We start from the raw sequence: 11,768 nt of genomic DNA, 5'->3' as shown, positions 1-11,768 counted from the left end.
TTTACCACTCCTCGTTTCGGAACGCGAAGAAGACGTAGAGGGCAACGATGACGTTGACGATCAATACGGTGATCCAGGTCATGGCGCTGACCAGACCGATGTTGAAGTTCACAAGGCCCTGTTCGTAGAGAGAGTATCCAAGGGTGCGCGTCGACGTGCCCGGTCCGCCGCGGGTGAGCACAAGCACCGTGTCGAAGGTGTTGAAGATCTGCATGAAGCGCAGCATGACGATAATGATTGCGGTGCGTTTGATCAGCGGCAGCTTGATCCGCATCAGGATCGTCCATGCAGACGCGCGATCCAGGCGTGCGGCCTCCAAAATCTCGTCGGGCACGGCCAAAAGGCTCGCATAGAGAACGATTGCAAAGAACGGCGTCCACTGCCAGATGTCGACGAAGAGGATGGCCGCGAGTGCAGTCGATGGCGAGCCAAGAATTCCCTCTGCTGGAACGGGGAGCCAGAGCGACTGCAACAGCCAACTCAACAGTCCACCGCCGGGATCATAGAGGTAGCGGAACAAAAAGCCGACGACGATGGGTGCGATCGTTGTGGGCAGGATCAGCAGGGCCCGCACGATGTTCATGCCAGGCAAGGCCTTGAGCAGAATGAGCGCGATCGCCAGGCCGAATGTGAACTCAAGTGCCGTGCCAAGGATCGACAGGATCAGGGTGTTGGTGAGCGCGGCGCGAAAGTCGAATGCGTTGAAGGCCTGCACATAATTTTCGAACCCAACGAACTGGAGCGGTTCCGGGCCGATTTGCAGGTTCCAGAAGTAGAAGCTCGATCTGAGGGCAAACAGCAAAGGATAGGCGATGAGCGCGAGCAGCATCACGACCGAAGGCGCGATCAGAAAGTAGGGCAGGTTTCGTCGGATAAAGCTCTTCCGGGCAGGCCCGAAGGCTCGCGGAGAGCGAACAGTTGTCGTGTGCATTGCCAGATCCAGTTCTTCTTCAAGTGGATGCCGGCGCGATCGCTGTCGCGCCGGCCCGAGGAGAACCCTGTTACTTCTTGGCGATCAGGGCTTTGGCCCCATCAAGAGAATCCGCGTAGCTGTCCTTTTGATAAGGGATCATGAGATTGCCCTTCAGGATGCTCTCGAACAGGCTGTTGGCGCGCTCGAGGCCGGTCTTCGGCTCCTCGTTGCCGGTCAGAAGCTGGTTCAATGTGAGACCCAACACGCTTTCGACAGCCGTGTAACCAGGTACAGGTGGGCGTGTGACCTTGCCGTTGCCCTGCTTCATCATCGCATACTGCACATCGAGGTAGGGATAGATCGCCTTGACTTCCTCGTCTTGATAGAGCGAAACGCGCGCAAAGTCGGAGAACTGGTAGTTGAGGTCCGGCCAAAGAGCCATTTTCTTCTGCGTGGCCTTCGAGGTCGCCCATTTGATGAAGGCGTAGCCTGCCTCTTGCCTTTCGGAACTGGACGGGATGCCAAGGCTCCAGCCGCCGAGGCTGACCGTCTGAGGCACGCCCTCAGCTTTCGGTAAGGCTGCGGTTGCATACTTCTCCATTACGTCCGACTTCTTGCCGGTCATGTAGCCGGAATTCTTGATCAGATAGAAGTACGGGGTCCACCAGTAGAACATGCCGATGTCGCCCTTGGCGAAACGGGTGCCGGCGTCGAACCAGACATAATTGATGGCTTCAGGCGGAGACAACTTGTAGAGCTGCCTGTAGACTTCGACAGACTTGATCCAGGCGGGGCTTGTCAGTTGCGGGGAGAAATCCCACGGAGCGGCCGGGAACGATTTGAACCAGTTCGCCCCGTGGCTTGCTGAGACCTGCGTAAACATGTGGACGATCGGCGACGGCTGGGAACCGCAAACGACGGTTGGGAAGAGCGGCTTGCCGCCAAATGATTTGCCTTCCATCGACTTCAGGGTGTCAACGTATTTCGTCCAGGTCCAGCCTTCCGATGTCTCGGTCGGCGGTGCTGCAATGCCGAGTTCGTCAAAGACGTCCTTGCGGTACATAACCCCCTGGGCATAGGCGGCGACCGGCAATGTGCCGACCTGGCCGCGCCACATATTCGAGGAGTAGAGGACCTCCGGGATGAAGTCTGAGAGATCGAATTCGTTGTCCTTGGCAATAAAATCATTCAGCGCGATGATCCAGCCATTGTCGAGGTACTGCCCGAGCCACATCTGATCCACAACGATGACGTCGGCGTCTGAGGTTTTGGCGACAAAGGCAGAGACGAGGCGCGATTGCAGGGCGTCATACGAGAGGCTTTCCAGTTCCACCTTGATGCCGGTTTCCCTCTCGTATTCTGGCACCAGCGCCTTCATTGAGAAAAAGAATGGGTCTTCAACGGACAGGACGCGCACCGTGTTCGCATCCTGCGCGGCACCCCTCCGTGGAATGGCCAATGATCCCGCGCCAGCCACAAGAGCTGCGACGGAAGCGCTTTTCAGCAGGTCACGTCGCGACATATTTCCGATATCGATTGTCATAAACAGCCTCCTCAGTTGCTTCGTATCCCAACCCCGGCCCTTCAGCGCAGCCTTGGGCTTCCGCTTGTCGATACTGAGATTGTTACCCCTAATGTGCTTTTTGTAAGCAGTTAGTTTGTACCTCGCACAAACTTATGTTAGTGTCAAGAAGTTGTCGCGGCGAAAATTTCCGCGCAGTACCGCGGTTGTCATAGACGTCCTGCTTGCATCACCGGAAAGGGCCTTGTGCTGTATGGCCGTTCGATAATGTACGGGCTAAAAGGGTCCGGTAGATTGGAGAAGAGAATTGAAGTTTGAGAGCCAGCCGTCCTATTCGTTGGGCCAGCGGACCCCTGCCAGCAGAGAAGTCGCCGCCGGCGAGAACGGCGGCAACGTGACACTTGTCTCCCAATCGGCACTTGGCGCGATAAACCGCGGTCGCGTCCTTCAGGCCTTATATGATAACGGACCCAAAAGCCGGGCAGATCTCGCTCGACTTGCAGGTGTCAACCGGACCACGATAACCGGTATTGTGCAGCCGATGATCGAAGACCAGCTTCTTGTTGAGGGAGATGCGTCACCTTCCGACGTCAAAGGCGGCAAGCCGGCTCGTCCGCTTTATTTTAACCCCGATGCACCGATGCTTGGCGCAGTCCTCCTTCTGCCCGGTACGATACAAACATGCCTCGTGGCGCTAACCGGTGAGATCAAGGCCGTTGCGAAAGCTGAGTTTGATACGCATGGCGACACAGAAGCATTCATCGCGGTCATGACGGAGACGCTTACCGCCACACTGTCTCAGGCCCAGCAGGCGCCTTTCGGCATTGGCGTGGCCTCTGCTGGAATGATCGACAGTGACAATGGAACCATTCTTACCGTCAACCTTGCTCCCGTTCTAACGGGACTTCCCCTCGTAGCAATACTACAAGAACGCTTCTCTCTTCCGGTTGTCATCGATCACCACCCCCGTGCCTTGCTTGTTGGGGACAGATGGTTCGGACCCGGTCGCGGCCAACAAAATTTCGCAGCAGTCTATACTGGCGAGGTTCTCGGCGGCGCCTTCTTCATCGACGGCAAGGTCTATCGTGGACTCGCCGGATCCGGCGGTGAGCTCGGTCACAGCGTGGTGCAGATCGATGGTGCCCTTTGCAATTGCGGAAAGCACGGCTGCTGGGAGACCGTCGCTGCCCTTCCTTGGTTACGAAAGGAAGCCGCCCGATTGAGCTTTCCGCATCCCAAGAGCGTCACCTGTGCCAGGCTTGTCAAGGAAGCAGACGAAGGCTCGAAGGCGGCAGAGGAGCTTCTCGACCGTTATACGCGGAACGTAGCTTTCGGCATCGTCAATCTGCAGCAAACACTCTCCCTCAACTCCTACGTCCTTCATGGAGACGTCGCCGGAGGCGGAATGAAGGCAGCAGAGCTGATCAGGCAGCATGTCGAGCAACTGGTGGTGAAGAGACCTGGTCAGGAGATATCGATCACGGTGAATGGTATCGGCGAAGGCCATACGGCTCTGCGCGGCGCTGCGGGTCTAGTTTTATCCAGTCACCTCAAGCTGGTCATTTGAGGCTTTGTAGCGGCACCGATCTGCAAGGAAGGGCTTGCGGACCTGCAAGGTGCGGTTCGCGCCTGGGTCTGCCCCGTTTGACCTCTTAAAGAGACTCAGGCGCGCAATCAAATTTTCTAAGGTCGGGATTTGGGCTTGCGACCGTTAAGGTAAGGACTGCCATCGTCTGCGACGGCGGCGGAAAAGAGAGAGGCAAAGAACGGAATGCAGGCCGCCCCGATCGCGCCGGCGCGAGGGCCAAGTCGAGAGGCCTCGACTGCGGCAGCCTCCAAGCCGCGCGACGGGCCAAGGATTGGCTGACTGGAAATTGCGCGTACTAGCCTGTCTGTCACGAGTTCTGGCAGCCGTCCCCCAAGGACAATCAGCGCGGGGTCGAACATCGCCGTTGCTACACGTACCGTCTCGCTGAGCTGCTTTCCGGCGCGTTCAACCCAGATTTCTAACGCCGCTTCGGCGCTATCTGGCAACCGCTCGAGATCGATGAAGTCGTGGATGGCGAAGCCGGCGCCGTTGAGGGTGGCAAAGAGGTCTTGGCCGGATGGGCGCGGCTGGTCGTACGGGTAGAGAACTCCGGGCAGGCAGGCGTTTCCATTGACACCGCGGTACGGCCGTCCGTCGATAACCGCCCCTCCCCCGACGCCGTGTCCGATGTGAATGAAGAACATCGGATCAGGCTGCGGGATGCGTCCGCCGAACACATACTCTCCGAGCGCTGCAGCTGTTCCATCATTCTCGATGTAATAGGGCGCTTCGAAAGTCGCTTTAAAAGCTTGGTCCGCCTCACCATCATCGAAAGCCGGGAAGAAGCTGTGGGCCTTGAGGATGTTCGACATCGTGCCGAAATTGCCGGGTACCGAACACCCGACCCCGAGAAGACGATCCTTAGGCGTGCCAAGGTCGGCCAGCATCGTTGCGATAGCCGCCTGCGCCGCCTCCGCCACAGACAAAGCTGTGCTGGTTTCGATGTCGGCTGAGCGGGAGGTAAGAATCCTACCCGCTAGATCAACGATTGCTACCTCCATTCGGGACACCGAGAATGTTATCCCGGCAGAAAGATACCGATCAGCCCGCAAGCTCAGCAAGCGCCGGGGCTGGCCTTGGGCGCCAGTCCGCTCGGCCACCTCGACCAAAAGTCCGATGTCCAACAGGCGGCCTATCAGCCGAGTGATAGAAGCACCCGTCATGCCGGACCGTTCGGCCAGGTCGACGCGCGCAATCTTCTTGCCTACGAAAATCAGTTCGACCAGTCGTCGTTCGTTCCGTGAAAGGTCCAAGAGTGCCTCAAATCGCCAGTAGCCGCCAAAGAGCTATTGCAATATATATTAAATTACGCAATGTAATTAATCTGTCATGAAGCTCCTTTAAGAAGCCAAACCGGAATGACCGCCGAAATTGAAATGGGAGAACACCATGCACCAGATCACACGTTTGTTGACCTTCGCGGCCGTGCTGGTCGCGATCGCCTCTCCGGCCTTGGCAAAGAGTCTCGTCGTTTATTCACCTCAGGGAGAAGAGAACGTTCAGTGGATAATCGACCAGGCAAAAGCCGCCGGTCACGATGTGCAGTTTCTGCGCGCACCCGGAGGAGAACTTTTTGATCGGCTGGTCGCCGAGAAGAACAACCCCCAGGCCGATGTCGTACTCGGTATGGTCGACACGTCTATGGCTCTGCTCAAAAAGAACGGCCTGTTCCAGCCATACACACCAGCCTGGGCGGCGGACCTCCCTGCGCAATACAAGGACAAAGAAGGTATTGTCTACAAATTCTGGAGCACACCGATCGTCATCGCCTATGATCCCGAAAAGCTAGCCGCTGCTGAGGCCCCAAAAAGCTGGCTAGACCTGATAAAGGGCGAATACAAGGGCAAATACGTCATCGGCAACACTGCCTGGCAGACGACAAGGGTCTATCTGGCCGGCATCCTGGCGCGGTTCCTCGACGACAAGGGCGAAGTCACTCAGGCTGGATGGAATTTTCTTGGCGCATTCTATGCGAACGCGATCGTTGTCGATGACGCCGATGCGCGCAAGGAAGCCTTCAAATCGGGCGGTGCGGTCATCAATCTGAACTGGTTCGGCGGCGTCATCAAGGACGCCAGGGAACTCGGCATGCAAGTCAAGGTCATTGACCCGGAAGGTGGCACGCCCGTCATCTCCGAAGGCGTGGCGATCATGGCGAGAACCGATCAGCTGGAGCAGGCAAAGGCATTCGTCGACTGGTTCGGCTCTGCCGATGTCATGGCCGGCTACGCCAAAAAGTTCGGTCAGGTTCCGGTGCTGCCGGCGGCGCTGGCTAAATCACCGCCAGAGGTGCAGGCGAATGCGGAACTAGTCAAGGCCCAGCCTATCGACTGGGATGCCGTCGCGCCCAAACTGGACGGCTGGTTGCAAAAGATCGAGCTTGAAATCCGGTGAGCATGTAGGACCGGGCGATGCAGATCGCCAGGCTTCACAGGAGTATGATCATGCCGGCCCCGATCCTCATCATCGATAAACTGCATATTGGCTATGGCGATAAGGTAGTCATCCGCGACCTCTCGCTTGAGATTCACGAAGGCGAGTTCGTTGCTCTGCTCGGGGCTTCCGGCAGTGGCAAATCCAGCGTTCTAAGGACCCTCGCCGGCTTTCATTCGGCCATGAGTGGGCGGATTATTCTTGAAGGAAAAGATATCACCAACGAGCCTCCGGAACGCCGCAATATCGGCATGGTATTCCAGAACTATGCACTGTTTCCAACGATGACGGCGTTCGAAAACATCGCCTTTGCTTTGCGTGTGGCGAAGAATTCGCAGAGCGAGATTGACAAGCGCGTCGCCCAGATCGCCGAAACATCCGGGATTACGGAGCAGCTGCACAAGAAGCCAGCGACCATGTCAGGCGGGCAACAACAGCGGGTCGCGATTGCGCGCGCGCTCGTCGCGGGCTCCAAGGTGCTTTTGTTCGACGAACCATTGTCCAATCTCGACGCCAAGGTGCGAGTGACGATGCGCCGCGAGATCAAGAGGCTCCAGCAGGAATTTGGCTTCACGGCAGTCTTTGTCACGCATGATCAGGAAGATGCACTCACGATGTCCGACACGATCGTCGTGCTGGCGAACGGTGGCGTTGAACAGATCGGTGACGGACGTACTCTTTACCGGAAGCCTGCGACGCCGTTCATCTGCGAGTTTATCGGCACCGCCAACGAACTGCCCACGCCGCTTGCCGGGCAAATCCTGGGCAGCGACGTTCGGGGGCGGATTTTTGTTCGCCACGAAGATGTACTCGTTGGGAAAGTGATACCAGCCGGGTTGCCGGCGACCGTCCGTCATGTGGAATTCCTTGGCGCCCACAGCCGCATCGACCTCGATGCCAGCGGATATTTCATTTCGGCCGCCAGGATGGGGCACGAGTTACCCGAAATCGGTGAGACCGTGTCCTGGACGATCCGGCCGGGCTCGGTGCATATCTTCGAGGAAGCGGACAGATGAACCGCGCGGCTGCCGTCGAGCGCGTAGTCTATTGGATCGGGTTGGCGGCCCTGATCTGGATCGTCGTCACCTTCCTGATACTGCCGCTCGTCGCGTCACTTCAAACGGCATTTTTCAGGGACGGCAGCCTGGTGGTCGGTCAGACCCTAAGCGAACTTTCAAGATCACGAAGAGTGCGCGCTGCCCTTTGGAACACGGTTTGGATGACGTCAGCGACCATGGTCACGGTGACCATTGTCGGGATTTTCCAGGTGGTCGTCCTTGAATATTTTCACGTACGCGGTCGCGCACTCTTGAAAATCGCCTATGCAACGCCGCTGGTCTTCGGCGGTGTCGTTGCGGCGGCGGGCTATAACTTCACCTATGGTCCCGGCGGTGCGGTGACACATCTGGTGAAGGCGATCGTTTCCAGTCTCCCGCAAGACTGGTTCATCGGCTGGTTTGGCGTGCTCTTCACGCATACCTTTCTGATGACCAACTTTTACTATCTTTTTCTGCGTGCTGCGATGCGCCGCGTCGACTACGCAACCATCGAAGCCGCGCGTAGTATGGGTGCTTCGGAGTATACGATCCTGTGGCGTGTTGTACTGCCAGCAATCATGCCGACGCTCCTCGCCGTCACCCTTCTCACCCTTTACACCGCGATCAGCTCTTTCGCCGCCCCTCAGGTGCTGGGCGGTCGCGATTTCCACATGCTGAGCCAGATGGTGCTGACTCTGAACAGCCTGCGCCGTCCCGACATGGCCGCTTTACTGGCGCTTATGATGGGGCTGTGTCTCATGGCGCTTATCCTGCTGTCTCAATATTACGAAGCGCGCGGCTCCTATGTCGGCGGCGCGAAAGCGACTGCGCCCATCCAGCTACGCAAAATTTCCAGCCCGATCGGCAATGCAGTGCTGCATTTTTTTGCCTATCTTCTCGTGGCTATCTATGCGGTGCCGATCGCTCTTGTCGTACTCTTCTCCTTCGCCCCGGCCGCGAGCATCGGCATCGAAGTGATCCCATCCAGCCTGACACTGAAGAACTATGCCCGCGTCTTTACCGAAGGCGCCGCCTTTCTTCCGTTCTTCAACTCCATAGTGATGAGCCTTGTCGCGGTATCGGCGGCGCTCGTCGTTACACTGTTTGCCGTCCAGGTTATTCTTGGCCGGCGCAGTTGGCTGACGCGCCTTCTGGACATCACTTTCTTCCTGCCATGGGTAGTTCCTAGTATTCTGCTCGCAGTCGGGCTGATCGTCACCTTCGACACGCCAAACCCGCTCGTTGGAAACGCAGTCCTCCTCGGCGGCTACTGGCTCCTGCCGATTGGCTACGCCATCGTCGCCTTGCCGCTTATGGTGAGGTTCCTGCGGGCAGCCTTCGTAGGAATCGATCCGGCCTATAACGAGGCGGCCCGCTCGATGGGCGCCACTGGTCTTTATCGCTATCGCCGCATCATTCTGCCGATAGTGGCGCCGACTGTAATCCTCGTCGCCGGGATGGCCTTCAACGATCTCCTGTCGGAATACCCCTTGTCGGCGTTTCTATACAACGTCAACAACAAGCCTTTGCCGATTGCAATCGTAGACAGCTCGCTGTCTGTCGATCCTGAGCAGGCCGCGCTCAACCTTGTCTACGTCACTCTGATCATGGTGTTTTCAATGGCGATCATTCTGTTGGCCGAGCGCATCGGCCTTGGCAAAGGTCCAGAAACCACAACATTGTAGAACCGGAGACTGATCCATTGGATACCTGCATCACCGTCTGGCATTGGCCGCACCAGGAGCGTTGGTACGACGAAGGCATTCGCAACTCGCTCATCCTCATCAAGGAAGCTGGCTTCACACACATCAACTGGAATCCCGACTCCGGCAGTTCGTACTGGCTCGCCGACGCCGAGATCGAGTTTACAAGCAGGATCGTGGCCGATGCTGGGCTGAAAGTGCACTCGGTTCATGGCAGCAATGGCCGCAATCCTATCACCGAGATCGGCCACAAAAACCCTGGCCCTTTCGCGATGGAGACACGCAAGGACTTCCTGTCGCCGCATGAATGGCAGCGCCGCAGCGGAGTCGAGCTGTTGCGTAACCGTGTCGACCTGGCGGCCGCGTTCCAGTCCCCAAATATTGTTCTGCACATTGATATCAACGACAACGTCTTCGGCAGCGAAGCCGCCGAACGAGCGTTCTTCGACCCCCTTTTCCAGTCTCTCGACGAGATCAGGTCCTACTGCGTCGAAAAGGGCGTCCAGATTGCCGCGGAAACTCTCCTTTGCGCCAACGCCCAGAATTTCCTCAACCTCTATGATCGATTGTTCGCTCGATACGGCAAGGAGTTCATCGGCGTCTGCTTCGATTGTGGCCACTGGGAACTGATCGAGCCAGGCAAGCTCAGCGTGCTTGAGCGTTTCGCGGATCGCCTCATCGCTACTCACATTCACGACAATTTCGGAGCAATGGATAACCATCTCTTGCCATTCGACGGACGATTAGATTGGCACACGATCGCCTCGGCGATCGCCGCAACTCCTTATCAGACTCCGCTCAACTTCGAGACGCCGATGGACCGATATGGGATTCCAGAATCCGCCTACTATCGCCGCGCTCACAGTGTTGCTGTTAGGCTCGAGGAGATGGTCGCCGAGGCGCGCGAGAGGAAAAGCACGTGATGGCGAATGCGCTTACCCTCGACATTTCTCCACTATGTCGTGACAAAGGTAGCAGCGTTGACGCTTGAACAGTTCCGGGGCGGAAGCCGAAACGGGTCTGCTGCCGGTCGAGCCTTGAGAGATAGACGATCGAGTCGTGGACATTGGCCGGCGTAACATGAGCATCGGTGATGATGGCGAGCTTGCCGTGCACCGTGCGATGATCGAGAGAGAAGAAGCCCTTCGGCTTGCCGTCGCGCACCATATAGTCGCTGTCTGGATCGCTGCGGGAGACCTGCTGCGGCGCGGGTTTCTTCAACATGTCCCACTGAATCATAAACCCGCAGCCAAGGCCAGGGGTTTGTCAGCAATCTGACGGCGGGGAAATCCCCGCCGCTTCGAAGTTATCTTGGAAAGGCCGGCTTACGCCATGGCCTTCTGCAGGTTCTGGTCGATCTTGTCGAGGAAGGCAGTGGTCGAGAGCCATGGCTGGTCGGGGCCGATCAGCCGCGCCAGGTCCTTGGTCATGAAACCGGATTCGACGGTATCGACGCAGACCTTTTCGAGCGTCGCGGCGAAGCGGGCGAGCTCGGCATTGTCGTCGAGCTTGGCGCGGTGCGCCAGGCCGCGGGTCCAGGCGAAGATCGAGGCGATCGAGTTCGTCGAGGTTTCCTGGCCCTTCTGGTGCTGGCGGTAGTGGCGGGTGACCGTGCCGTGAGCGGCTTCGGCTTCGACCGTCTTGCCGTCGGGCGTGAGCAGAACCGAGGTCATCAGGCCGAGCGAACCGAAGCCTTGAGCGACCGTGTCGGACTGGACGTCGCCGTCATAGTTCTTGCAGGCCCAGACGTAGCCGCCCGACCACTTGAGCGCCGAGGCGACCATGTCGTCGATCAGGCGGTGTTCGTAGGTGATGCCGGCTTCCTTGAACTGATCCTTGAATTCGGTCTCGTAGACTTCCTCGAAGATGTCCTTGAAGCGGCCGTCATAGGCCTTGAGGATGGTGTTCTTGGTCGACAGATAGACCGGCCACTTGCGCATCAGGCCGTACATCATCGAGGCGCGGGCAAATTCGCGGATCGATTCGTCGAGATTGTACATGGCCATGGCAACGCCGGCGCCCGGTGCGTTGAAGACGTCCTTCTCGATGACGGTGCCGTCTTCGCCGACGAACTTGATTGTCAGCTTGCCCTTGCCGGGGAACTTGAAATCGGTGGCGCGGTACTGGTCGCCGAAGGCGTGGCGGCCGACGACGATCGGCTTGGTCCAGCCGGGAACCAGGCGCGGCACGTTCTTGCAGATGATCGGCTCGCGGAAGATGACGCCGCCGAGAATGTTGCGGATCGTGCCGTTCGGGCTCTTCCACATTTCCTTGAGGTTGAATTCCTTGACGCGGGCCTCATCCGGCGTGATCGTCGCGCACTTGATGCCGACGCCGTACTTCTTGATGGCGTTGGCGGCGTCGACAGTGACCTGGTCGTTGGTGGCGTCGCGGTTTTCGACCGAGAGGTCGAAATAGTCGATGTCGAGGTCGAGATACGGATGGATCAGCTTATCCTTGATGAGCTGCCAGATGATGCGCGTCATTTCATCGCCGTCGAGATCGGCGACGGGATTGGCGACCTTGATCTTGTTCATGTATCTGCCTCGTTCGAGCTTCAATAGGGACGGGC

At 57.9% G+C, this 11,768-nt stretch carries 9 protein-coding genes and 1 pseudogene; 5 read left to right on the top strand and 5 right to left on the bottom strand.

Going from position 1 to position 11,768, the window contains the following annotated elements; translation table 11 throughout:
• Position 1 precedes the first annotated feature (1 nt).
• Both J3P73_RS35235 and J3P73_RS35230 read right to left on the bottom strand, forming a co-directional pair.
• Positions 2-931, bottom strand: coding sequence for a carbohydrate ABC transporter permease (locus J3P73_RS35235; protein ID WP_018517039.1), 930 nt, complete (start codon positions 929-931; stop codon positions 2-4).
• 70 nt (positions 932-1,001) lie between these two features.
• Positions 1,002-2,456: an ABC transporter substrate-binding protein gene (locus J3P73_RS35230; protein ID WP_168575419.1), complete on the bottom strand. Its 1,455-nt coding sequence runs from the start codon at positions 2,454-2,456 to the stop codon at positions 1,002-1,004.
• Positions 2,457-2,742: 286 nt separating this feature from the next.
• Between J3P73_RS35230 and J3P73_RS35225 the strand changes: the two genes are divergently transcribed.
• Complete coding sequence (locus J3P73_RS35225; protein ID WP_018517037.1) at positions 2,743-4,002, top strand: ROK family transcriptional regulator; 1,260 nt, start codon at positions 2,743-2,745, stop codon at positions 4,000-4,002.
• Between the two features lie 116 nt (positions 4,003-4,118).
• Here J3P73_RS35225 and J3P73_RS35220 read toward each other — a convergent pair whose 3' ends face one another.
• Complete coding sequence (locus J3P73_RS35220) at positions 4,119-5,276, bottom strand: ROK family protein (RefSeq protein ID WP_018517036.1); 1,158 nt, start codon at positions 5,274-5,276, stop codon at positions 4,119-4,121.
• A gap of 136 nt (positions 5,277-5,412) precedes the next feature.
• On the opposite strand from J3P73_RS35220, the gene J3P73_RS35215 reads away from it, so the two are divergent.
• Genes J3P73_RS35215 through J3P73_RS35200 form a run of 4 tightly spaced genes read left to right on the top strand, consistent with a single transcriptional unit; the run spans position 5,413 to position 10,119 of the window.
• On the top strand, positions 5,413-6,417 hold the full coding sequence (locus tag J3P73_RS35215; RefSeq protein ID WP_018517035.1) for an extracellular solute-binding protein: 1,005 nt from the start codon (positions 5,413-5,415) through the stop codon (positions 6,415-6,417).
• A 50-nt stretch (positions 6,418-6,467) separates the two neighbouring features.
• Positions 6,468-7,472 carry an ABC transporter ATP-binding protein gene (locus J3P73_RS35210; RefSeq protein WP_164598178.1) on the top strand — a complete coding sequence of 335 codons (1,005 nt, stop codon included), beginning with the start codon at positions 6,468-6,470 and terminating at the stop codon, positions 7,470-7,472.
• Complete coding sequence (locus J3P73_RS35205) at positions 7,469-9,178, top strand: ABC transporter permease (RefSeq protein WP_164598176.1); 1,710 nt, start codon at positions 7,469-7,471, stop codon at positions 9,176-9,178. The genes J3P73_RS35210 and J3P73_RS35205 overlap by 4 nt, the downstream gene beginning before the upstream one ends.
• Before the next feature lie 17 nt (positions 9,179-9,195).
• Positions 9,196-10,119, top strand: coding sequence for a sugar phosphate isomerase/epimerase family protein (locus J3P73_RS35200; RefSeq protein ID WP_164598174.1), 924 nt, complete (start codon positions 9,196-9,198; stop codon positions 10,117-10,119).
• An 82-nt stretch (positions 10,120-10,201) separates the two neighbouring features.
• Here J3P73_RS35200 and J3P73_RS35195 read toward each other — a convergent pair.
• Both J3P73_RS35195 and J3P73_RS35190 read right to left on the bottom strand, forming a co-directional pair.
• Positions 10,202-10,396: pseudogene (locus J3P73_RS35195) on the bottom strand (IS5/IS1182 family transposase); the annotation flags it as partial.
• Between the two features lie 125 nt (positions 10,397-10,521).
• Positions 10,522-11,733: an NADP-dependent isocitrate dehydrogenase gene (locus tag J3P73_RS35190; RefSeq protein ID WP_207580377.1), complete on the bottom strand. Its 1,212-nt coding sequence runs from the start codon at positions 11,731-11,733 to the stop codon at positions 10,522-10,524.
• Positions 11,734-11,768: the final 35 nt, after the last annotated feature.

This window comes from Rhizobium ruizarguesonis (assembly GCF_017357285.1).
GTDB classification, from domain to species: Bacteria; Pseudomonadota; Alphaproteobacteria; order Rhizobiales; family Rhizobiaceae; genus Rhizobium; species Rhizobium ruizarguesonis.
Note: the sequence above shows the minus strand (reverse complement) of the source record. Positions and strands in the feature narration are given on the sequence as shown.

Excerpts from the sequence above, each read along its gene's own strand:
- J3P73_RS35235 (WP_018517039.1), bottom strand. The coding sequence starts at position 931 with ATGCACACGACAACTGTTCGCTCTCCGCGAGCCTTCGGGCCTGCCCGG.
- J3P73_RS35230 (WP_168575419.1), bottom strand. The coding sequence starts at position 2,456 with ATGACAATCGATATCGGAAATATGTCGCGACGTGACCTGCTGAAAAGC.
- J3P73_RS35215 (WP_018517035.1), top strand. The coding sequence starts at position 5,413 with ATGCACCAGATCACACGTTTGTTGACCTTCGCGGCCGTGCTGGTCGCG.
- J3P73_RS35210 (WP_164598178.1), top strand. The coding sequence starts at position 6,468 with ATGCCGGCCCCGATCCTCATCATCGATAAACTGCATATTGGCTATGGC.
- J3P73_RS35205 (WP_164598176.1), top strand. The coding sequence starts at position 7,469 with ATGAACCGCGCGGCTGCCGTCGAGCGCGTAGTCTATTGGATCGGGTTG.
- J3P73_RS35190 (WP_207580377.1), bottom strand. The coding sequence starts at position 11,733 with ATGAACAAGATCAAGGTCGCCAATCCCGTCGCCGATCTCGACGGCGAT.